At 69.1% G+C, this 22,734-nt stretch carries 18 protein-coding genes; 11 read left to right on the top strand and 7 right to left on the bottom strand.

All coding sequences use genetic code 11. The features are described from left to right. Positions 1–67: 67 nt before the first annotated feature. The gene (locus tag AC1DYN_RS20905; RefSeq protein WP_477963030.1) at positions 68–1,045 is read right to left on the bottom strand and encodes a GMP reductase; all 978 of its coding nucleotides are present in this window, start codon (positions 1,043–1,045) and stop codon (positions 68–70) included. A gap of 91 nt (positions 1,046–1,136) precedes the next feature. Next, the gene (locus AC1DYN_RS20900) at positions 1,137–2,240 is read right to left on the bottom strand and encodes an acyltransferase family protein (protein WP_477963029.1); all 1,104 of its coding nucleotides are present in this window, start codon (positions 2,238–2,240) and stop codon (positions 1,137–1,139) included. A gap of 94 nt (positions 2,241–2,334) precedes the next feature. Between AC1DYN_RS20900 and AC1DYN_RS20895 the strand changes: the two genes are divergently transcribed. The 3 genes from AC1DYN_RS20895 (at position 2,335) to AC1DYN_RS20885 (ending at position 7,299) form a co-directional block, all read left to right on the top strand. Next, positions 2,335–4,686: a UvrD-helicase domain-containing protein gene (locus AC1DYN_RS20895; RefSeq protein WP_477963028.1), complete on the top strand. Its 2,352-nt coding sequence runs from the start codon at positions 2,335–2,337 to the stop codon at positions 4,684–4,686. Positions 4,687–4,786: 100 nt separating this feature from the next. Then, a complete protein-coding gene (locus tag AC1DYN_RS20890) occupies positions 4,787–5,296 on the top strand; it encodes a hypothetical protein (protein WP_477963027.1) in 510 nt (169 codons plus the stop codon). Beyond that, positions 5,293–7,299 (top strand): alkaline phosphatase, encoded by a 2,007-nt coding sequence (locus tag AC1DYN_RS20885; protein ID WP_477963026.1) that lies wholly within the window; start codon positions 5,293–5,295, stop codon positions 7,297–7,299. Before AC1DYN_RS20890 ends, AC1DYN_RS20885 begins: the two co-directional genes overlap by 4 nt. 455 nt (positions 7,300–7,754) lie before the next feature. Here AC1DYN_RS20885 and AC1DYN_RS20880 read toward each other — a convergent pair whose 3' ends face one another. Then, a complete protein-coding gene (locus AC1DYN_RS20880; RefSeq protein ID WP_477963025.1) occupies positions 7,755–8,444 on the bottom strand; it encodes a P-loop NTPase family protein in 690 nt (229 codons plus the stop codon). A 226-nt stretch (positions 8,445–8,670) separates the two neighbouring features. Between AC1DYN_RS20880 and AC1DYN_RS20875 the strand changes: the two genes are divergently transcribed. Further along, positions 8,671–10,620: a PhoX family protein gene (locus AC1DYN_RS20875; protein WP_477963024.1), complete on the top strand. Its 1,950-nt coding sequence runs from the start codon at positions 8,671–8,673 to the stop codon at positions 10,618–10,620. 16 nt (positions 10,621–10,636) lie between these two features. Here AC1DYN_RS20875 and AC1DYN_RS20870 read toward each other — a convergent pair whose 3' ends face one another. The 3 genes from AC1DYN_RS20870 to polA are packed head-to-tail and all read right to left on the bottom strand — an operon-like array spanning position 10,637 to position 15,282. After that, positions 10,637–11,497: a fatty acid desaturase family protein gene (locus AC1DYN_RS20870; RefSeq protein ID WP_477963023.1), complete on the bottom strand. Its 861-nt coding sequence runs from the start codon at positions 11,495–11,497 to the stop codon at positions 10,637–10,639. 56 nt (positions 11,498–11,553) lie between these two features. Continuing rightward, positions 11,554–12,447, bottom strand: a complete 894-nt coding sequence (locus tag AC1DYN_RS20865) for a glycosyltransferase family 2 protein (protein WP_477963022.1) — start codon at positions 12,445–12,447, stop codon at positions 11,554–11,556. Between the two features lie 12 nt (positions 12,448–12,459). Then, a complete protein-coding gene (gene polA, locus AC1DYN_RS20860; RefSeq protein WP_477963021.1) occupies positions 12,460–15,282 on the bottom strand; it encodes a DNA polymerase I in 2,823 nt (940 codons plus the stop codon). 105 nt (positions 15,283–15,387) lie between these two features. On the opposite strand from polA, the gene AC1DYN_RS20855 reads away from it, so the two are divergent. From AC1DYN_RS20855 to AC1DYN_RS20835, 5 genes are all read left to right on the top strand, one after another. Then, complete coding sequence (locus tag AC1DYN_RS20855; RefSeq protein WP_477963020.1) at positions 15,388–16,248, top strand: DNA ligase; 861 nt, start codon at positions 15,388–15,390, stop codon at positions 16,246–16,248. A gap of 150 nt (positions 16,249–16,398) precedes the next feature. Beyond that, positions 16,399–16,740 (top strand): hypothetical protein, encoded by a 342-nt coding sequence (locus AC1DYN_RS20850; protein ID WP_477963019.1) that lies wholly within the window; start codon positions 16,399–16,401, stop codon positions 16,738–16,740. Positions 16,741–16,748: 8 nt separating this feature from the next. Continuing rightward, the gene (locus AC1DYN_RS20845) at positions 16,749–17,708 is read left to right on the top strand and encodes a homoserine kinase (protein WP_477963018.1); all 960 of its coding nucleotides are present in this window, start codon (positions 16,749–16,751) and stop codon (positions 17,706–17,708) included. Continuing rightward, a complete protein-coding gene (locus tag AC1DYN_RS20840) occupies positions 17,708–18,514 on the top strand; it encodes a BPSS1780 family membrane protein (protein ID WP_477963017.1) in 807 nt (268 codons plus the stop codon). The genes AC1DYN_RS20845 and AC1DYN_RS20840 overlap by 1 nt, the downstream gene beginning before the upstream one ends. Next, a complete protein-coding gene (locus AC1DYN_RS20835; RefSeq protein WP_477963016.1) occupies positions 18,511–19,269 on the top strand; it encodes an SDR family oxidoreductase in 759 nt (252 codons plus the stop codon). Before AC1DYN_RS20840 ends, AC1DYN_RS20835 begins: the two co-directional genes overlap by 4 nt. Before the next feature lie 410 nt (positions 19,270–19,679). Here AC1DYN_RS20835 and argH read toward each other — a convergent pair whose 3' ends face one another. Continuing rightward, positions 19,680–21,077 carry an argininosuccinate lyase gene (gene argH, locus AC1DYN_RS20830; protein WP_477963015.1) on the bottom strand — a complete coding sequence of 466 codons (1,398 nt, stop codon included), beginning with the start codon at positions 21,075–21,077 and terminating at the stop codon, positions 19,680–19,682. Positions 21,078–21,216: 139 nt separating this feature from the next. Here argH and AC1DYN_RS20825 point away from each other — a divergent pair, with 139 nt between their 5' ends. Both AC1DYN_RS20825 and AC1DYN_RS20820 read left to right on the top strand, forming a co-directional pair. After that, positions 21,217–22,350: a sensor histidine kinase gene (locus AC1DYN_RS20825; RefSeq protein ID WP_477963014.1), complete on the top strand. Its 1,134-nt coding sequence runs from the start codon at positions 21,217–21,219 to the stop codon at positions 22,348–22,350. A gap of 8 nt (positions 22,351–22,358) precedes the next feature. Continuing rightward, positions 22,359–22,734 (top strand): LytR/AlgR family response regulator transcription factor (locus tag AC1DYN_RS20820; protein ID WP_477963043.1); only part of this gene is annotated, 376 nt, incomplete at its 3' end.

Here is a 22,734-nt window from a genome sequence, read left to right as displayed (position 1 = left end):
CGCTGTCTCACCGAAGGCTGCGCGGGTCGATCCCCCTGCGGGGGCCCCGCGCCCTTCGCTCGGCCTTCTACATCAAGAGATGCTCGCCCGCGTTGTCGCCGCCCAGGATCACGTAGTTGACCTTGCGGATGTCGGCCAGCCGCGTGCCGCCGGCATAGCTGATCGAGCTCTGCACGTCCTCGCGCATCTCGCGCAGCGTGTCGGCCAGCTTGCCCTTCACCGGCTCGAGGATGCGCTTGCCCTCGACATGCTTGTACTCGCCCTTGTTGAAGTCGCTGGCCGAGCCGTAGTACTCCTTGAACAGCTTGCCGTCGACCTCGACCGACTTGCCCGGCGACTCTTCATGGCCGGCGAACAGCGAGCCGATCATCACCATCGCGGCACCGAAGCGCACGCTCTTGGCGATGTCGCCGTGGTCGCGGATGCCGCCGTCGGCAATGATGGGCTTGGTCGCGACGCGCGCGCACCACTTCAGCGCGCTGAGCTGCCAGCCGCCGGTGCCGAAGCCGGTCTTCAGCCGCGTGATGCAGACCTTGCCCGGGCCGATGCCGACCTTGGTGGCATCGGCGCCCCAGTTCTCCAGGTCGATCACCGCCTCGGGCGTGCCGACGTTGCCGGCGATCACGAAGGTCTTCGGCAGGCGCAGCTTGATGTGCTCGATCATCTTGCGCACGCTCTCGGCATGGCCGTGCGCGATGTCGATGGTGATGTAGTCGGCACCGACGCCATCGGCGGCGAGCCGGTCGATCACCTTGTAGTCCTCGGCCTTCACGCCCGAGCTGAGCGAGACGAACAGGCCGCGCTCGCGCATGCGCTTCGCATAGGCCACGTTGTCCAGGTCGAAGCGGTGCATCACGTAGAAGTAGCCGTTGGCGGCCAGCCATTGCGTGATCGGCTCGTCGACCACGGTCTTCATGTTGGCCGGCACCACCGGCAGCTTGAAGCTGCGTCCGCCGAGTTCGGCCGAGGCATCGCATTCGGAGCGGCTGTCCACGCGGCACTTGCGCGGCAGCAGCAGGACGTTGTCGTAGTCGAAGATTTCCATGGTCAGGCTCCAAAGGGTGAAGAAGAGCGCTTGACTTGGAACCCGGCCCAAAAAAAAACCGGGCGCCAAAATTTGGGCCCGGTGACGAATTCTACGCGGCGTGGCTTGCCCTTGTGCCGTGCCCGGTTGCTGGTGTCGGATGGTGCGGCTTGCCGATCAGCTGCGGCACGAAGCGGTTCATCAACGCGACGAAAGGCACGCAGGCGAGCAGCGAGACCGCGCTGAGCGCCAGCGCGTAGCCGGTGACGGCCAGCGGGTCGTCGGCGAGCGCGACGCTTTCGGCCAGCTTCGGGTTGAAGAAGTGGAAGAACACGCCGTTCAAGCCCATCAGCGGCAGGCTGTTGCGCCCCAGCCAGCCGGCGATGCGCGTGGCGGGCAGCAGCATGGCCAGGCCGGCCACCGCCAGCGTGCCGGCCAGCGCGCTGAACGCGAAACCCAGTGCGTCGCCGTGCTGGGCCGCGGCCATCATCACCGCCTGCGCGTCGTGCGGCTGGTTCAGCCGGTAGGTGGCGAGCAGCGCGCACAGGCTGGCGACCGAGACGAGCAGCGCGATGCCCCGGTGCCCGGCCAGCTGCTGCAGGAAGGGCCGCAGCGCATGCCCGGCGGTGTAGAAGCCGAGCGCGACGATGGCCTCGCGCACGAACCAGATCCGGCTCACCGCGCCGACCCAGCCTTCCAGCGCATCGCCGTGGTTGCACAGGAACACGCCGCCGACGATGCAGGCCGCGGCGAACAGCAGCTGCAGCGCCGTGTGACGCAGGCGCGGCAGCACCACCAGCGCCATCAGCTCGCAGACGAACATGCAGACCAGGAACCAGGTCACCCAGTTCAGCTCGGGCATGCCGCGCAGGTAGGCGGCGCCGAGCGGCTGCACGTAGTACCACCAGACGACATGGTGCTTGACCGCGCTGAGCGACCACAGCGGCAGCAGCAGCAGCCCGAAGAACAGCACCGGCACCAGCCGCTGCACCGCCAGCGTGCGCACGCGCGGCAGCAGCCGCGGCACCGGGTGGAAGAACAACCCGGCCAGCACGAAGAACAGCGGCATGTGGAAGGCGTAGATCAGCCGCAGCTGGTCGAGGGCGGCCGCGCTGTCGCCGGCGCGGCTTTGCACCACGTGGCCGTAGAACATCAGCACGATGCCCACGGCCTTGGCACTGTCGACCCACGGCAGGCGCGGGGCGGATCGGGGCATGGCTGGGTACTGCTCCATGGCGTCCCTCGGGTGTCTCGGCAAGGATGGGATCGTAGGAGGCGGCCCGGCCGGCGTCCATCCCTACAATCGCCGCATGCATGACGACGGCTCCCGCGAGCATCCTTCTTCCGGCGCCGACGGCCGCCTTCTCGACAACCTGAACCCCGAACAGCTGGCCGCGGTGACGCTTCCGGCCCAGCCGGCGCTGATCCTGGCCGGTGCCGGGTCCGGCAAGACGCGGGTATTGACCACGCGCATCGCATGGCTGATCCAGACCGGCCAGCTGTCGCCCGGCGGCGTGATGGCGGTGACCTTCACCAACAAGGCCGCCAAGGAGATGCTGACGCGGCTGGGCGCGATGCTGCCGGTGCCGGTGCGCGGCATGTGGATCGGCACCTTCCACGGGCTGTGCAACCGCTTCCTGCGCGCGCACTGGAAGCTGGCCGGGCTGCCGCAGGGCTTCCAGATCCTCGATTCGGCCGACCAGCTGTCGGCCGTCAAGCGCGTCATCAAGGCGATGAACCTGGATGAAGAGCGCTTCGTGCCGAAGCAGGTGACCTGGTTCATCGCCGGCAGCAAGGAGGACGGGCTGCGCCCGAAGGATGTCGAGCAGCGCGACGAGCAGTCGCGCACGCTGGTGAAGGTGTACGAAGCCTATGAAGCGCAGTGCCAGCGCGAGGGCGTGGTCGATTTCGCCGAGCTGATGCTGCGCACCTACGAACTGATGCGCGACAACACCGCGCTGCGCGAGCACTACCAGCGGCGCTTCCGCCACATCCTGGTCGACGAATTCCAGGACACCAACCGGCTGCAGTACGCCTGGCTGAAGGTGTTCGCCGGGCCCGACACCGCGGTGCTGGCGGTCGGCGACGACGACCAGAGCATCTACGCGTTCCGCGGTGCGCAGGTCGGCAACATGGCCGACTTCGAGCGCGAGTTCCGGGTGCAGAACGTGATCAAGCTGGAGCGCAACTACCGCTCGTTCGGCAACATCCTCGATGCGGCGAACGAGCTGATCTCGCGCAACTCGCGGCGCCTGGGCAAGAACCTGCGCACCGAGGCCGGCCCGGGCGAGCCGGTGCGGGTCTACGAGGCCACCAGCGACTTCGGCGAGGCACAGTGGTTCGTCGAGGAGGCGCAGCAGCTGCACCGCGACGGCATCGCGCGCCGCGACATCGCGGTGCTGTACCGCAGCAATGCGCAGAGCCGGGTGATCGAGAGCGCGCTGTTCAACGCCGGCATCCCGTACAAGGTGTATGGCGGCCTGCGCTTCTTCGAGCGTGCCGAAGTGAAGCACGCGCTGAGCTACCTGCGGCTGGTCGAGAACGCGAACGACGACACCAGCTTCCTGCGCGTCGTCAATTTCCCGACGCGCGGCATCGGCGCGCGCTCGATCGAGCAGCTGCAGGATGCGGCGCGCCACAGCGGGCGCAGCCTGTACCAGAGCGTCGGCGCGCTCAGCGGCAAGGCGGGTGGCAACCTGCAGGCCTTCGTCGCGCTGGTCGATGCGATGCGCGAGGCGACGCGCGGCCAGACGCTGCGCGAGATCATCGAGCACATGCTGCATGCGTCCGGCCTGGTCGACTTCTACAAGGCCGACAAGGAAGGCAAGGACCGGCTGGAGAACCTGGAGGAACTGGTCAACGCCGCCGAGGCCTTCGTCACGCAGGAGGGCTTCGGCAAGAACGCGGTGGCGCTGCCGGTGGACGAGCACGGCGGCGCCGAAACGATCGCCGCGCTGGAGCAGACGCCCGATGCCGAGACCGGCGAGATCATGTCGCCGCTGGCCGCCTTCCTGACGCATGCGTCGCTGGAGGCGGGCGACAACCAGGCGCAGGCCGGGCAGGATGCGCTGCAGCTGATGACGGTGCACTCGGCCAAGGGGCTGGAGTTCGACGCGGTCTTCATCACCGGGCTGGAGGAAGGGCTGTTCCCGCACGAGAACAGCGTGTCCGGCCTGGACGGGCTGGAAGAGGAGCGGCGCCTGATGTACGTGGCGATCACGCGGGCGCGCAAGCGGCTGTACCTGAGCTTCAGCCAGACCCGCATGCTGCACGGGCAGACCCGCTACAACGTGAAGAGCCGCTTCTTCGACGAGCTGCCGGAGGCGGCGCTGAAATGGATCACGCCGCGCAACCAGGGCTTCGGCTCGGGCTTTGCGCGCGAGTACCAGTCGGCCTGGGCGCGCGGCTCGGGGCTGAACTCGATCGTCGGCGCCGGGCGGGTCGAGCCGCGTGCGTCGTCGGTGGTGCAGCCGGGCGGGCCGAAGACGACGTCCAGCCATGGGCTGCGCACCGGGCAGAGCGTGTTCCACAACAAGTTCGGCGAAGGCGTCATCGTGACGCTCGAAGGGGCGGGGGACGACGCGCGGGCGCAGATCAACTTCGGGCGGCATGGGATGAAGTGGCTGGCGCTGTCGGTGGCCAAGCTGACGCCAGTGAATTGACCAACGGCCCCGGATGCCAATCCGGGGATCGTCCTTCATGCGCCTGTCATCTGCCTGCGCGATCATCCGCCTTGCTCGGGGAGCTGTTGGAGGGAGACCCATGCGTCGTCGTTGGAAAGCGTGGCTGTGCGCAGCCACGCTGCTTGGGTCCGTCGCGGCCCATGCCGAGCCCGTGGCGGACCTGAAATTCCGCGACTTCTTCAAGCTGCCCATCGGCCCGCGCGGCTTGGCGCCGAGCGAGCGCCTGCTGTCGCTGGACGGGCAGCCCGTTCGCATCACCGGCTACATCGCGCACCAGGATGGCGCCTTCGCGGCGCCCGGCATCGCTCTGTTGACGCCGCTGCCGGTGTCGCTGGGCGACGAGGACGAAAGCTTCGCCGACGACCTGCCGGCCGCCACGCTCTACGTCCACCTGGCCGACCCGCTGGCCGCGCGGGCCGTGCCGTATCGCCCCGGCCTCGTCGCCGTCAGCGGCACGCTGCAGGTTGGCGCGAAGCCCGAGGCCGATGGCCGCATCTCGTTCGTTCGCCTGCTGCTCGACGCCGACGCGTCGCAGCGCCTGGTCGCGCCCCCCGAATCCGCATCTGCAGTCCTGGAGACCTCGAAATGACCCGCCCCGTTCAACTGCTGCTGGCCGGCGCCCTGCTGGCCGCCGCCTCGGCCCATGCCGCCCCGGGCGTGACCCGCCTGGTGCCGCCCAGCGAGCTGTTCGCGTCGAACAACCCGAACCCGCCGGTGATCGCGCGCTTCCTGCCCGGCCAGCGTTTCGACCTGCAGGCCACCGTGCGGCTGGATGCCGGCACCACGCTGTCGTCCTTCGAGTTCGTGGTCGACGGCGTCGCGCTGAAACCGTCCACCGGCGTCACCAGCGTCGTGACGACGGGGCTGAGCCTGCCGGCCGGCACCAACGCCGCGGTGGTGTCGCAGCGCGCCTACTCGAACGCCCGGCCCGGCATCCACAAGCTGACGGTCAACGCGACGCAAAGCGACGGCCAGCGCGTCAGCGCGACCGGCAACTTCGAGGTCGTTGCCCTCACCGGTGCCGGCCGCAAGGCGAAGAACATCATCATCCTGCTCGGCGACGGCATGGGCGCGGCGCACCGCACCGCGGCGCGCATCATGGCCAAGGGCTATGCGCAGGGCAAGGCGCAGTCGCCGCTGGCGATGGACACCTTCCCGAACACCGGCATGGTGATGACCTCGTCGCTCGATGCCATCGTCACCGATTCGTCGCCCGGCATGTCGAACTACGTGACCGGCAACAAGGCGGCCAACAACCAGGAAGGCGTGTTCCCCGACGACACCGCCGACGCGTTCGACAACCCGCGCGTCGAATACCTGTCGGAGTACCTGCACCGCACGCAGGGCAAGGCGCTGGGCGTGGTGACCACGGCCGACGTGTTCGATGCGACGCCGGCGGCGAACGCGGTGCACACCTCGAACCGCGGCAACGGCACCGGCATCGTCGACCAGTTCCTGGACGACCGCAACCTGAGCGGCCTGACGGTGCTGATGGGCGGCGGGCGCAAGTGGTTCCTGCCGAACGGCGATGCGCTGAAGGCCGACGGCTCGCGCAACGGCCAGGCGGTGAACGGCTCGCAGCGCGACGCGAAGACCGACTACGTGCTGCCGTCCGACGTCGTCACCGGCTGGGGTGCCGCCAAGGGTGCGAAGGATCCGGCGCGCGACCTGATCGCCGACTTTCAAGGGGCCGGCTTCGCCTACGCGCCGGACCGTGCCGGCCTGGCGGCCGCCGGCAGCGCCGACAAGCTGTTGGGCCTGTTCGCGTACTCGAACATGAACGTCGCGTTCGACAAGATCAACAAGCGCCGCGGCGTCTCGACCATCGTCGACGACTACGGCTTCCCCGACCAGCCGATGCTCGACGAGATGGCCGATGCGGCGCTGAAGGTGCTGGCGAAGCAGAAGAACGGCTTCGTCGCGCTGATCGAGGGGGCGTCGATCGACAAGCAGGCGCATTTGATGGACACCGACCGCTGGCTGCTGGAGGTGATCGAGTTCGACCGCGCGGTGCAGGTGGCGAAGGACTTCGCGGCGAAGCACCCGGACACGCTGGTCATCGTGACGGCCGACCATGAATGTTCGGGCGCGGCGATCATCGGCGCGTCGACCAAGCCGATCGCCGCGATCCGCGCGGCCGCCGCGCCGGCGGAGGCAGCCAGCGCCCCGACGGCCGCGACGCTGCGCGACCCGGTGGTCGGCGTGTACCAGGCGGCGAAGTTCCCGAAGTACACGATCGCCGCCGACGGCTACCCGCAGAGCACCGACGTCGACTACAAGATGCTGATCGGCTATGGCGCCAATGCGGACCGGTACGAGAGCTGGCTGGCCAATGCGACGCCGACGCAGGATTCCCAGCAGCCTTTCGTCGGCCAGGCGCCGCAGAGCGGCTACCCGGCCAATCCGAACGTGCGCAACCAGGGCCAGGGCTTCCTGGTCACGGGGCAGGTGCCGGGCGACCAGGCGGTGCACACCGCGACCGACATCCCGCTGTCGGCACTGGGCCGCGGGGCCTCGCTGTTCAGCGGCGTGATGGACAACACCGATGTGTTCTTCAAGATCGGCCAGGCGGCGATCAAGGGCACGAAATAATTTCTGCACTGGCGCGGGCAAAGTCGCGGGCGGGCAGGCTGGGGCGCGCCGGATGGAGCGGTCGCCGCGCCTGGGGGCGCGTCGACTGCCCTGCGCTGCCTGCTTTGAAGGCCCGTCGCCGAAACTCCCGCCGCTCGCTGCGCTCGCTGTGGTCAAACAGTCGGCGACAGTCAGTCCACGAAGCGCGCTGGCGCGCGCGGGCCCTCAAAGCAGCCAGCTCCGGCGCCCCATCCTGATTGGCGCGCCCCAGCCTGCCCGCCCGCGCCTTTGCCGAACCAGCGGTTCTGTGCATGCACCCCGGATTGGCATCCGGGCTACCCCGTATTCGTAGCCCGGATGCCAATCCGGGACCGCACCACAAGGCGTCAGAGCAAGCGCAGCGCGCGACCGATCAAGCAACGCGCCGGGGAACTGGCTCCGCCGGGCCCCTGGCGTGGCGCCCCTCGGGGGCCGTTTCACACTTCGACGTCGTCCACTTCGCGGTACATGTCGCGCAGCCACATCTTCAGGCGCTGACGGTCCATCAGGCCCAGGGTGGTGTCGCCATCGCCTTCGCGCGCATTCCAGAAGCTGATGCTCGCCGCATCGATCTTCTGGATCACCGTGTCGTGCAGCTTGCGCATCGTGACCACCTTGGCGCCGAAGGACAGCGCGCGCGCCTGCTCGCCCGATTGCTCCAGCACCGAGAAGTCGCTGCCGCGGATGTGGTTGCGCACCAGCACGTACTTGAAGCTCGGGCCGAAGCGGTCGAGCAGCTTCTTCAGCAGGTCCACCGAGTCCTTGCCGGCGTCCATCACGTGCCAGTAATAGACCTGCGAGTTCGTCTCGTCCAGCAGGTTCAGCACGCCCGATTCGTCCATCCAGCGCACCAGCGGGTCGTGCGTCTGCGCCGCCAGGTCGACCAGCACGCGGCGGTCGGGCTGGTCGACGGCCGCCTCGACGATCGCGTCCAGCGCCTCGTAGCGGTCCACCAGCACCGGTGAGGCATAGCCGGCATAGAAGCGCATCAGCGCACCGTGCGAACGGTCGGTGTCGAACCCCAGGAACGGCATCTGGCGGTCGATCAGGTACTGCGCCAGCACGCGGGCCATCAGCGATTTGCCGACACCGCCTTTTTCACCGCCGATGAAGTGGATCTTGCTCATGCAGGGGCTGCTCCGTGTTGGGTGGGTCGGGCGACAGTATGAACGCAAGCGCGCCACACCCCGACCGGGCCCCCCGGCAAGGTGTTTCGAGCCGTCATCGAACAGTCATCTCGGTGTCACCGCGGCTTCATGGGCCCTGCTTAACCTGCCGCACGCCAAAGACACATCCGGTCACGCTCCGCCATGCGCGGTGACGTGACCTTCTTTCCACTCTCAAGGAAGCCAGATGAGCCACCAAACCGTCGACGCGCGCCGCCGTCTCCTCAAGCTGTTGTCCGGAGCCCCGCTGCTGCCGATGACGAGTTCCGCCGCCTTCGCCGGCCTGCTGAGCGCCTGTGGCGGCAGCGATGACGACCCGGCACCGGCGCCGGCCGCCACCGTGACCTCGGTCGAGTTCACCGCGATGGAAGCCCCGAAGCTGGCCGAAGCCGCTGCGATGGCGACGACGAGCGTCGGCTCCAAGCTGGTCGCCAAGTACAGCGATGGCAGCACCCAGACCTTCGCGCTCAAGTACGAGCCCTTCTTCATGACCGGCGACATGGTGCCGGACGGCAAGGGCGGCACCATCCTCGCCGGTGGCTACGTGAACGCGGCCGGGCAGCCGATCATCGACACCTCGGTGGCCGGCAAGGAACGCCAGTTCTTCTCCGACGCGCCGGACGGCAGCTCGCTGCTGACGGTGGCCAACCCCACCGTCGCCGGCATCAAGGGCAAGGCCGTGTTCGCCGTCGTGCAGTTCGAGTACATGACGCGCAACCAGGCGCTGGCCGACACCTACGGCACGCTGCCGTCGCCGATCGCCGTGCTGACGCTGGACCAGGACCAGGCCACCGGCAAGCTGAGCCTGGTGAAATACCACAACGTCGACACCTCGTCGGCGCACGGCCTGTGGATCACCTGCGGCGCGAGCATCTCGCCGTGGGGCACCCACCTGTCGAGCGAAGAGTACGAGCCGGACGCGGCCTTCATCGACACCAACACGCAGTTCAAGGCCTACAGCAAGAACACCTTCGGCGACGAGACGACGGCCAAGCCCTACCACTACGGCCACCTGCCGGAAGTGACCGTGAACCCGGACGGCACCGGCACCATCAAGAAGCACTACTGCCTGGGCCGCATCTCGCACGAGCTGATCCAGGTGATGCCCGACCAGCGCACCGCGCTGATGGGTGACGACTACACCAACGGCGGCTTCTTCATGTTCGTCGCCGACAAGGCGAAGGACCTGTCGGCCGGCACGCTGTATGTCGCCAAGGTCGGCGCCGGCTTCTCGATCGACCCGGCCGCCGCCGGCGCGCCGCTGACCTGGATCAAGCTCGGCCACGCCACCAGTGCCGAGATCGAGCTGCTCGCGAACACGCTGAAGGCGAGCGACATCATCGCCGTCAGCAAGACCGACCCGGCCGACACGAGCTACACCAAGATCTTCTGCGACGGCAAGGCCAACTGGGTCAAGCTGGTGCCGGGAATGGAGAAGGCCGCAGCTTTCCTGGAGACGCACCGCTATGCCAACCTGAAGGGCGCGAGCATGGCCTTCACGAAGATGGAAGGCACGACCGTCAACGCCAAGGACAAGATCGCCTACTCGGCACTGCAGAACATGCAGGCGTCGATGGTGAAGAACGATGCGTCGTGGCGCGCCGAGATGAACGTGAGCCTGGACAAGAAGCTGGTGGCCGGCGGCATCATGGCCCACACGCTGGCCGGCGCCCAGAAGGACACCGACGGCGCCGCGATCGACAGCGAATGGGTGCCGGTGCAGACCAAGGCGCTGCTGGTCGGCGAGGACATCGCGGCCGACGGCCTGGGCAACCTGTCCAACCCCGACAAGATCGGCAATCCGGACAACATCAAGTTCTCCGAGAAGATGCGCACGCTGTTCATCGGCGAGGACAGCGCCACGCACGTCAACAACTTCCTGTGGGCCTACAACGTCGACACGAAGAAGCTGTCGCGCCTGTTGTCGGTGCCCTCGGGTGGCGAATCGACCGGGCTGCATGCGGTCGACGACATCAACGGCTGGACGTACATCATGAGCAACTTCCAGCATGCCGGTGAATGGCTGGGCATCCATGAAGGCGTGAAGGCCGCGCTGGACCCGCTGGTGCGCGCGAACTACAAGGACCGCTTCGGTGCGGCGGTCGGCTACCTGACGGGCCTGCCGGAACTCGGCTGATCCCTCGGCATCCGGGCTACGAGCGTTTCGTAGCCCGGATGCCGATCCGGGAACGCCGGTACTCGGAAGCAAACCAGGGAATCGACGGCAGCACCAGCTCGTCGGGAATGCGCCCGCGCAGCGAGGCATGCAGCGCCGGCAGCTTCGACCAGTGCAGCCCCGGACGGTAGTGGTGCGCCGCGTGGTAGCCCACGTTGAACGAGATCCAGTTGAACCAGCGGTTCTCGTAGGTGCGCGATGCGGTCAGCGGATCGGTGGAATGCAGGCCGGCGTGCTGGTGGTGGCTCCAGTAGTACACCGCGAAGATGTTGTAGGCCATCGGCACGACGAACACCGCCAGTGCGACGCTGGGCCGGGCCAGCGCCAGCACCATCACGATCGCCAGCACGGCCGCCATTTCGGCGCGGTACTCGAACCATTCGCGCCCGCCGGCCTGTCGCGCCATGCGCCAGGTGCGCGGATAGACCGACAGCAGGTGATTCAGCGCATAGCGTTGCCGGCGCAGCGGGCCGGTCTCGACCTGCACGTTGGTGTCCAAGGCCGGATCCAGGTAGTGACGGTGGTGGGCCAGGTGGTCGAAGCGAAAGCACTGGCGCGTGAACCCGAGCGCCAATGAGCCGATCACGCAGAAGGCAAACTCGATGCGCCGGCCGCGAAACAGCGGGTTGTGCGTCGAGAAGTGCAGGACGTTCATCAGCGCCACGTGCAGCAACGCATGCGGCATGGCGACGAGCAAGAGGGCGATCCCGACCGTGGGCGCCAGTGCGAACACCAGGAACTGGTACAGCACGAAGCCCAGCAGGAAGGCGACGGGTCGCCGGTCTTCGCGATGGCGCAGCAGCGTGTCGGATACAGGTAGAGGCAGGGCGGTTTTCATCGACGCCTCCCGGGTGCATCGAAGTGGTCCTTGATGCCCGTGACTGTGCGCCGCACCTACCGCTGCGTCGTCCTCAATTCAGGGGAAGGCCTGCTGGCCGTGTCCGGATGGGCATCCGGGACGAACCTCGACGTCATGGGTCGATCCCGTGCCTCCAGCTTCCACCGCATGTAGGCCGGATCCAGTTCCGGCAGATGGATCACCGGGACATGTTCGTCGCCTTCCAGGTACCCGTTCATCAGGCCGGCAACCGTCAAGCCGTGGTCCAGTGTCGCGTCCTCGGTCCAGTAGACGGCCGGCTTCTGGTCCGCGCCCACCAGGATCGGGTAGGGGTGGGGTGTCCACGGCAGCTTCTGGACGGCAGCTTTCGACAGCGCAAACAGGCCGCCGGCCACCTTCCCCTTCTTGCGCACGGTGCGGTCCTCCACCGGGTAGGTCCGCAGGCGCAGGCCCTTGGGGTCTTTCCCCGTCCCGCCACAGGCCGCACAAGCCTGCCCGAACGCCGTGAACCCGGGCCCGGGGCAGCGCGGACAGGGGTCGAAATGCGTCACCGTCCCGCCCTCCGGGACGACCGAATTGAAGGGATGGAAGCGTGGCGCGATCATCCCCATGCCCGGGCGCCGCGCCGCCGCGACGAGCGCGGCGAGATGAGCGCGGTCGACGATGATGTCATCGTCCATGCAGACGTAGCAATCGGTGTCCGGCATGGCCTCGTTGACGATGTCGAAGAGGTGGCGCATCGCCAGCGCCTTGCCGACGTTGACCGGCTCCTGCGTGGCCTCGTCGCGCACGCAATGCCATTCGAGGCCCGCCTGCCTGAGGATCGGTCCTGCGCCGCCGTTGTCCCACGCAAAGATCCTGTAGTCCCGAGCAGCATCGATGGAGCGCAGCCACTTCAGCACGAGTTCGAGGTAGCGCGGCTTGTACGCGCAAATCAGAATGGGGATCATCTTGTTCGAGCCTCAATGCGCCTGGTCCCAGTTCCGCCCGATGCCGACCTCGGCCACCAGCGGCACCTTGAGCTGCGCCACCCCCGCCATCAGCTTCGGCACTTCCGCCTTGGCCCAGTCCAGCTCGGCCTCGGGCACCTCGAGCACCAGCTCGTCGTGCACCTGCATCACCATCTTCGTCGCCCGCTGCTGCCCGAGCAGCGCCTTCTGCACCGCGATCATCGCCAGCTTGATCAGGTCGGCTGCCGTGCCCTGCATCGGCGCGTTGATGGCCTGCCGCTCGGCGCCGCTGCGCCGCGGGCCGTTGCCGCCGTTGATCTCGGGCAGGTAGATGCGCCGGCCGAACAGCGTCTCGACGTAGCCCTTGTCCTTGGCCGACGCGCGCGTCTCGTCCATGTAGCGCTTCACGCTCGGATAGCGCGCGAAGTAGCGCTCGATGTAGCTGGTGGCCGCGCTGCGCTCGATGCCCAGGCTGGACGCCAGCCCGAACGCGCCCATGCCGTAGATCAGGCCGAAGTTGATCGTCTTCGCGTAGCGCCGCTGCTCGCTGCTGACCGCCGCCGGCTCGATGCCGAACACCTCGGCCGCGGTCGCGCGGTGCACGTCCATGCCGTCGGCGAAGGCCTTCAGCAGGCTCTCGTCGCCGCTGATGTCGGCCATGATGCGCAGCTCGATCTGCGAGTAGTCGGCGCTCAGGATCACGTGCCCGGGCGGCGCGACGAAGGCCTCGCGCACGCGCCGGCCTTCGGGCGTGCGGATCGGGATGTTCTGCAGGTTCGGGTCGGTGCTCGCGAGCCGCCCCGTCACGGCCACCGCCTGCGCATAGTTGGTGTGCACCCGGTGCGTGCCGGGGTTCACCATCAGCGGCAGCTTGTCGGTGTAGGTGCCCTTCAGCTTCGCCAGGCTGCGGTGCTCCAGCAGCTTGGCCGGCAGCGGGTAGTCCTCAGCCAGCTTGTCCAGCACCTCTTCGTCGGTGCTGGGCGCGCCGCTCGCGGTCTTCTTGACCACCGGCAGGCCCAGCTTGTTGAACAGGATCTCGCCGATCTGCTTCGGCGAGCCCATGTTGAACGGCTGGCCGGCCAGCTCGTGCGCCTCTTTCTCGAGCGCCAGCATGCGCTCGCCCAGCTGCTGGCTCTGCGCCGACAGCACCGGGCCGTCGATCAGCACGCCGTTGCGCTCGATCTGCTGCAGCACGATGGCGGTCGGCATCTCGATGTCGCGGTACACGCGCAGCAGCCCGGCGTCGGCCTGCACCTGCGGCCACAGCGCCTGGTGCACCTGCAGCGTCATCTCGCTGTCCTCGCCCGAGTAGCGCGACGCCCGCTCGACGTCGACCTGCGCGAACGGGATCTGGTGCGCGCCCTTGCCGCACAGATCTTCGTAGCTGAGCCCGCGCCGGCCCAGGTGGCGCTCGGCCAGGCTCTCCAGGCTGTGCGGCTTGTGCGCCTCGAGCACGTAGCTCTGCAGCAGCGTGTCGTGCACGTAGCCGCGCACCATCACGCCGGCGTTCTGCAGCACGTGGATGTCGTACTTGATGTTCTGGCCCAGCTTGGGGGCCGCGGCGTCCTCCAGCCACAGCCGCAGCCGGGCCAGCACCTCGGCCACCGGCAACTGCTCGGGCGCGCCGGCATAGCTGTGGCGCAGCGGCACGTAGGCCGCCTCGCCGGGCTGCACCGCGAACGAGATGCCGACCAGCTCGGCGCGCATCGGGTCCAGCGAGTCGGTCTCGGTGTCCAGCGCGACCAGCGGGGCGGTCCTCAGGCGCGCGATCCAGGCGTCCAGCGCTTCGAAGCTGGTGATGGTGTCGTAGCGGCCTTCCGAGGCGGGCTCCTGCGGTGCCGCGGGTTCGGCCTCGGGCGCGCTGTCGCCGAACATGTCCGCCGTCGAGCCGTCGGCCGGCTTGGCGACCTTGGCCGGCTTGGTGGGGGCGGCCGGGGCGGGCGCCACGGCCGATTCCAACTCGCGCTTCCAGCTCTTGAAGCCGTAGCGGCCGTAGAAGTCGAGCAGTGCCGCGGTGTCGACCGGCTGCAGCGCCAGCCGGTCCAGCGACGGCCAGCCGGCCAGGTGTTCGGCCAGGTCGCAGTCGTCGCGCACCGTCACCAGCTTGCGGCCGGTGGGCAGCCAGTCGAGCGCCTTGCGCAGGTTCTCGCCGGCCACGCCCTTGATGCCGGCGGCGGCGTCCATCACGCCCTGCAGCGAGCCGTACTCGGCGATCCACTTCGCGGCGGTCTTCGGGCCGACCTTCTCGACGCCCGGCACGTTGTCGACCGTGTCGCCCATCAGCGTCAGGTAGTCGACGATGCGCTCGGGCGGCACGCCGAACTTGGCCATCACGCCGGCCACGTCGAGCTTCTCGCTGCTCATGGTGTTGATCAGCGTGACGTGCTCGTTGACGAGTTGCGCCAGGTCCTTGTCGCCGGTGGAGATCACGACGCGCTGGCCGCGTCCGGCCGCCACGCGGGCCAGCGTGCCGATCACGTCGTCGGCCTCGACGCCGGGCACCATCAGCACCGGCCAGCCGAGCAGCTTGACCACCTCGTGGATCGGCTCGATCTGCTGCACCAGCGGCTCGGGCATCGGCGCGCGCTGGGCCTTGTACTCGGGGTACCAGTCGTCGCGGAAGGTCTTGCCCTTGGCATCGAAGACGCAGGCCGCGTGCTCGGCCTTCACGTCGATCAGCGCGCGCTTGAGCATCGCGACCATGCCGTGCAGCGCGCCAGTCGGGAAGCCTTCGGCGCTGCGCAGGTCGGGCAGCGCGTGGTAGGCGCGGTAGAGGTAGCTGGAGCCGTCGACCAGCAGCAGGGTGCCGGGCTCGGCGGGGGAGGTGTCGTCCATCCGGCGATTGTGGCGGAAGGCGGCGGCCGTCGCGCCGCGGCGCCGCCTGCACATTGTCTGCACGATGCGCGCGTATACCGGCGGCTTCCCTTGGGAGAACAACACATGAAGACGCCTCTTGCATTCACCGCGCTGGTGATCTCGTTGAACGCCTGCACGCCGTGGTTGCCGCGTGCGCAAGCCGAGGCCGCGGGCCCGCCGTCGGTGATGCTGGCGCAGCCGTACCGGGCCGGCAGCTTCGACCCCCGGCTGCACTGGGTCAGCGAGAAGTACGACGGTGTGCGTGCCTACTGGGACGGCGAGCGGCTGTGGACGCGGCACGGCCGCGAGATCCAGGCGCCAGCCTGGTTCACCGCCGGCTGGCCTCGGCACGCCATGGATGGCGAGCTGTGGGCCGGCCGGGGCCGCTTCAGTGCCGCCGCGTCGGCCATTGTCGGCGATGCGCGCGGCGAGGCCGCGTGGCGGCGGCTGCGCTACATGGTGTTCGACCTGCCCGACGCGCCAGGGACGTTCGAGCAGCGCCTGCGCCTGCTGCAGGTGGTGGTGCCCGCGCTGGACCGCCCGTGGGTCGAAGGCGTCGCGCAGGAACGCGTGGCCGACGAGGCCGGGCTGCAGGTGCTGCTGCAGCGCACGCTGGCCGCGGGCGGCGAGGGGCTGGTGCTGCGCCGAGGCGATGCGGCCTACCGGCGCGAGCGCAGCGATGCGCTGCTGAAGCTGAAGGCGCACGACGATGCCGAGGCGCGCGTGGTGGGCCATGTGCCGGGTGACGGCAAGTACCGCGGCCAGATCGGCGCACTGTGGGTCGAGCGGCCCGACGGCCGGCGCTTCCGGCTGGGCAGCGGACTGAAGGACGAGGACCGCCGCCACCCGCCGCCGATCGGGGCGATCGTGACCTATCGCTTCAACGGGTTTCACGAGAGCGGCTTGCCGCGGTTTGCGAGCTTCCTGCGGCTGCGGCCCGACTGATCCGGCACGGCCGCGCCCGTGACGTACGCCGACGGGCGCAACAACGGCGGGTGGCTGGTTCCCACGGAAACCCGGCACCTGCAGGCGCCGGCGGCAGGGGGATGCCGGGGCGGCGGCGACAGCCGCCAGCCCCTGCCTACAATGCGCCCCATGAAGCTGTTGCCCGCGCTGGCCTGCCTGGCCTTGTTGTCGTCCGCCTCCCTGGCCCTGCACGCCGAACCGCTGCCGGTGCCGGCGCCCATCCCCGCCCCGGTCGAGAACTTCGACACCGGCGAACCGCACGTCGACCAGATCGTCCATGAAGACGAAGGCTCGCGCATCGAAGAGCTGCGCGTGCGCGGCGAGACCAAGCGCATCCTCGTCAAGACCAAGGGCCCGCTGAAGGGCAGCTACGAGATCCTGCCGGACAACGCCGCCAAGGGCGTGCCGCAGGCGCCCAACGGCTCGCGCGGCGTCGCCGGCCAGCGCGTCTGGCAGGTCATGACGTTCTGAGCGGGCCGATGGCTGTCTTCACCGAGATCCCGTTCGACGACGCCGCCGCGCTGGTCGCCCGTTTGCAGATCGGCGAACTCACCGCGCTGAAGGGCATCGCCTCCGGCATCGAGAACACCAACTACTTCGCCGACACCACGCAGGGGCGCTACGTGCTGACGGTGTTCGAGCGCCTCGGCTTCGAGCAGCTGCCGTTCTACCTGCACCTGATGAAGCACCTGGCGCGCCATGGCATCACGGTGCCCGAGCCGCAGGCCGACGCATCCGGCGAGATCCTGCACCAGCTGGCCGGCAAGCCGGTGGCCGTGGTCGATCGCCTGCGCGGCAGCCACCAGCTGGCGCCCGACGAGCTGCACTGCCGCAGCGTCGGTGCGGCGCTCGCGCAGATGCACCTGGCCGGTGCCGACTACCCGCGCGAGCAGCCCAACCTGCGCGGCCTCGCGTGGTGGACCGAGACGGTGCCGGTGGTGCTGCCCTTCCTGACCGATGAGCAGCGCGCGCTGATCGAGGCCGAGCTGGCCTTCCAGCAGCAGGTCGCCGCCTCGCCCGCTTACGCGGCATTGCCGCGCGGCCCGATCCACGCCGACCTGTTCCGCGACAACGTGATGTTCGAGGGGCATGCGCTGACCGGCTTCTTCGACTTCTATTTCGCCGGCGTCGACGCGCTGCTGTTCGACATCGCGGTGTGCCTGAACGATTGGTGCATCGACCTGGACACCGGCCGGCTGGCCGAGGACCGGGCGCTGGCCTTCGTCGAGGCCTACAACGCGGTGCGCCCGCTCGGCTCCAGCGAGCGCCGCCTGATGCCGGCGTTGCTGCGCGCCGCCGCGCTGCGTTTCTGGATCTCCCGCCTGTGGGACCTGCACCTGCCGCGCGATGCCGCGGTGCTGACGGCCCACGACCCCACCCACTTCGAGCGCGTGCTGCGCCAGCGTGTCGAGAACGCCTGGCACCCCGCGATGATCTGATGAAGTTTCGACACGTTCCCGCCCGCCGCGGCGCCCTGTGGGTGCGCCAGGGTTTCGGCGCCTTCGCGGTGCGGCCGCTGGCCTTCACCGGCCTGCTCGCCTGCTTCCTGTTCTTCTCGTTCGTGCTGGCGCTGGTCCCGTGGCTCGGCGGCCTGGTCTCGCTCGGCCTGTTCCCGCTGGTGTCGCTGGGCTTCATGCTCGCCACGCAGCTGACGATGCAGGGGCGGTTCCCGCTGCCGACGGTCTTCCTGCTGCCCTTGCGCACCGAGACGCCGCGCCGCCGCGCGCTGCTGTGGCTGTGTGCGTCCTACGGCGTGGTGGCCTTGCTGATCCTGCTGCTGGCCTATTCGATCGGCGGCACGCGCATGCTGGCGCTGCAGCAGCTGCTGTACAGCGGCAACGCGACGCCCGATGCAGTCAATGCGCAGCTGGCCGATCCGGCCCTGCAGTTCGGCCTGTTGACCCCGATGCTGCTGTTCTCGGTGCTGAGCCTGGTCTTCTGGCATGCGCCGGCGCTGGTGTACTGGGGCGGCATGAAGGCCTCGAAGGCGCTGTTCTTCAGCGGCGTGGCCTGCTGGCAGAACCGCGGCGCGTTCGCGGTCTACACGCTGACGTGGTTCGGTGCGGTGTTCGTGGTCTGGACGGTGATCGGCCTGCTGCTGGCGCTGCTCGGCCAGGCCGCGCTGGCCAACCTGGTCGTGCTGCCGGTGTGGTTGATGTTCGCGTCGGCCTTCTACGGATCCTTGTACTTCACGTTCACGGACAGCTTCGAGCTGCCATCGGACGAACCCGGGAGCACGCCATGACCGTCCCATCGAAGATCGCCCTCGTCACCGGTGCCGGCACCGGCATCGGCCGCGCCTGTGCGCTGGCGCTGCTGCGCGCCGGCTACGGCGTGGTGCTGGCCGGCCGCCGCGCCGAGCCGCTGCAGCAGACGCTGGCCGAGGCGGGGGGCCTGGTGGCGCAGGCGCTGGCCGTGCCGACCGACGTGGGCGACCCGGGGTCGGTGAAGGCCTTGTTCGCCGCGACGCGCGAGCGTTTCGGCCGCCTCGACCTGCTGTTCAACAACGCCGGGTCGGGCACGCCGGCGGTGCCGCTCGAGGACCTGACGTACGAGCAATGGAAGGCGGTGGTCGACGTCAACCTGACCGGCGCCTTCCTGTGCACGCAGGAGGCCTTCCGGATGATGAAGGCGCAGTCGCCGCAGGGCGGGCGCATCGTCAACAACGGTTCGATCTCGGCCCATGCGCCGCGGCCGTTCTCGGCGCCGTACACGGCGACCAAGCATGCGATCACCGGGCTGACGAAGGCGAGTTCGCTGGACGGCCGGCCGTTCAACATCGCGGTCGGCCAGATCGACATCGGCAATGCCGCGACCGACATGACCGAGCGCATGGCGCGCGGCGTGCCGCAGGCCAACGGCAGCACGATGGTGGAGCCGAGGATGGATGTTCAGCACGTGGCGAATGCGCTGTTGCACATGGCGAGCCTGCCGCTCGAGGCCAACGTGCTCACGATGACGGTGATGGCGACGCAGATGCCATTTGTCGGCCGGGGCTGATCTTTCTCGCCGCAGGGCTCTGATTTGACCGACGAACCCCGGATTGGCATCCGGGCTACGAACACTGGGTAGCCCGGATGCCAATCCGGGATCTCCGCACAAAACCACAGGTTCGGCAAAGGCGCGGGAGGACAGGCTGGGGCGCGCCAATCAGGGTGGGGCGCCGGAGCTGTCTGCCTTCAAGGCCCCGCGCGAAGCGCGATCGTGAACTGACTGTCGCCGACTGTTTGACCACAGCGAGCGAAGCGAGCGGCGGGAGTTTCGGCGACGGGCCTTGAAGGCAGGCAGCGCAGGGCAGTCATCGCCCCCCGGGGCGATGACCGCTCCATCCGGCGAGCCCCAGCCTGCCCTCCCGCGCCTTTGCTTGCGCCGAAGCCGAAGCCGAACCCCGGATTGGCATCCGGGCTACGTCACCCCAGTCGCTTGCGGTGGCGAGCCAACTGCGCCCGCACCTGGTCCGGCGCGGTGCCGCCCAGCACGTTGCGCGCATTCAGCGACCCGCGCAGCGTCAGCACCTCGTACACATCCTCGCCGATCGCCGCATGGAAGCCCTGCAGCACGTCCAGCGGCAGGTCGCTCAGGTCGCGCTGCTCGCTCAGAGCGAACTTCACCGCATGCGCCACCACCTCGTGCGCATCGCGGAACGGCAGCCCCTTCTTCACCAGGTAGTCCGCCAGGTCGGTCGCCGTCGCATAGCCCTTCAGCGCCGCGCGCTCCATCGCTTCGGGCTTCACGACGATGCCGGCCACCATCTCGGCCATGATGCGCAGCGTGTCGCGCACCGTGTCCACCGTGTCGAACAAGGGCTCCTTGTCCTCCTGGTTGTCCTTGTTGTAGGTCAGCGGCTGGCCCTTCATCAGCGTCAGCAGCCCCATCAGGTGCCCCACCACGCGCCCGCTCTTGCCGCGCGCCAGCTCGGCCACGTCCGGATTGCGCTTCTGCGGCATGATCGACGAGCCGGTGCAGTAGCGGTCGGCCAGGTTGATGAAGCCGAAGTTCTGGCTCATCCACAGCACGATCTCCTCGGCCAGCCGCGACACGTGCATCATCGTGATGCCCGCGAACGATGCGAACTCGATCGCGAAATCGCGGTCGCTCACCGCGTCCAGGCTGTTCTGGCACACGCCGTCGAAACCCAGCGTCTTCGCGACGCGCTCGCGGTCCAGCGGATAGCTGGTGCCGGCCAACGCGGCCGCGCCCAGCGGCAGCAGGTTCACCCGCTTGCGCACGTCGGCCAGCCGCTCGGCATCGCGCGCGAACATCTCCACATAGGCCAGCAGGTGGTGCGCAAAACTCACCGGCTGCGCCACCTGCATGTGCGTGAAGCCCGGCAGGATGGTCTCGACGTGGCGCTCGGCCACCTCGACCAGCGCGTGCTGCATCCCCGCCAGCAGCGGCAGCAGCCCGTCGATCTCGTCGCGCAGCCACAGCCGCACGTCGGTCGCCACCTGGTCGTTGCGCGAGCGCCCGGTGTGCAGCCGCTTGCCGGCATCGCCCACCAGCTGCGTCAGCCGCGCCTCGATGTTCAGGTGCACGTCCTCCAGGTCGAGCTTCCACTCGAACGCGCCGGATTCGATCTCCTGCGCGATCTGCGCCATGCCGCGGCGGATGTCGGCCAGGTCGGCGGCGCCGATGATGGCCTGCGCCGCCAGCATCTCGGCATGCGCCAGGCTGCCGGCGATGTCGGCCTTCCAGAGCCGCTTGTCGAAGAAGACGCTGGCCGTGTAGCGCTTGACCAGCTCGCTCATCGGCTCGGAGAACAGCGCCGACCAGGCTTCGGATTTCTTGTCGAGTTGATTGGCAGACATGGTGCGGGTGCGCGGGGCGTCGTGTAACGCTTGGTAGGCCGGGTTGCCGGGCGGTCCGAGTTGGCGACAATGCACCGTGGGACGCAGGAACCGGGGGATGCCCCGGATTCTATTCGGCCCCCTTGCCCGCCACGCCCCCATGCCTGACGCCGACGCGCCTACTTCCGCCTTCGCCCCCACGCCCAGCCGGCCAGCCCCGCTGTCGGCCGAGCCCACCCGGCCCGGCGAGCTGCGCGGCAGCAGCATCTTCGGCTCCACGAGCTTCGACCCGGTGCCGCTGCCGCAAGGCGTGCGCAGCCCGGTCTCGGCCTTCGACGTCTGCCACGTCGGCGTGGTGCTGCGCGCGCTTGCCTTCGTGCACGGCGTCATCGCCATCGGCGTCTCGTTCCAGGCCAGCAGCTGGGCCGCCTGGCTGAACCTGCTCGGCCAGGGCACCACCATCGCGCTGCCCGCGGTGCTGCTGTGGCTGGTGTCCATCTGCCTGCTCAAGCGGCTGCTCGCCCTGCTGCCGCTGGCCGGGCAGTGGTGCGCCGCGGTCGCGCTCGGGGCGGTCGGCGGCGCCTTCGGCTGGGTCCTGCTCGGCACCGTCGACATCCGCCTGACGGGCAGCGGCCGGCTGCTGCCCGCGGTGCTGGCCGGTGCCGCGCTGGCCGCCGCGCTCTTCTTCTGGCTCACGCTGCGCGCACGCGCCCAGCTGCCGGCCGACACCGCGGCGCGCCTGGCCGAGCTGCAGTCGCGCATCCGCCCGCATTTCCTGTTCAACACGCTGAACACCGCCATCGCGCTGGCCCGGCTCGACCCGGCGCGCACCGAGCACCTGCTGGAAGACCTGGCCGAGCTGTTCCGCGTCGCCCTCAGCGCCACCGACGAATCGGTGAGCCTGGCCGAAGAGGTGGCGCTGGCCCAGCGCTACCTGGCGATCGAGCAGATCCGTTTCGGCGACCGCCTGCAGCTCAGCTGGGACCTCGACGAAGACGCCGGCGCCGCCCGCGTGCCGCCGCTGCTGCTGCAGCCGCTGGTCGAGAACGCGGTGCGCCACGGCGTCGAGCCGTCGCCCGAAGGCGGCGTGATCCGCATCCGCACGCGCGTGAAGCGGGCGCACGCGGTCGTCAGCATCGCCAACACGCTGCCGCGCAGCGCGTCGCGGCCCGGCAGCGGCATGGCCTTGCGCAACGTGCGCGAGCGGCTGAAACTGATGCACGACGTCGCGGCCCAGTTCGAAGCCCGCATGGACCACGACGTGTTCCGTGTCCAGATCGTGGTGCCGCTGTGATGAGCGCGATGGCCCCCTTGCGCGTCTTGCTGGTCGACGACGAACCGCTGGCCCGGCTGCGCCTGCGCGGCCTGGTGGGCGACTGCACCGAGCCGCGCGCCGAGGTGGTGGCCGAGGCCGGCAGCGCGCAGCAGGCGCTCGACTGGCTGGCCGCCAACCCGTGCGACCTGCTGCTGCTCGACATCCACATGCCCGGCCCGGACGGCCGCCAGCTGGCCGCCCAGCTGCGCCGGCGCAGCGACGCGCCGGCCATCGTCTTCGTCACCGCGCACGCCGAACACGCGCTGCAGGCGTTCGAGCTCGACGCCACCGACTACCTGACCAAGCCGGTGCGCCGCGAGCGGCTGCAGGCGGCGCTGCAGCGCGTCGCGCAGCGCCTCGCGC

It is taken from the genome of Rhizobacter sp. P2_D12 (assembly GCF_056404395.1).
Note: the sequence above shows the minus strand (reverse complement) of the source record. Positions and strands in the feature narration are given on the sequence as shown.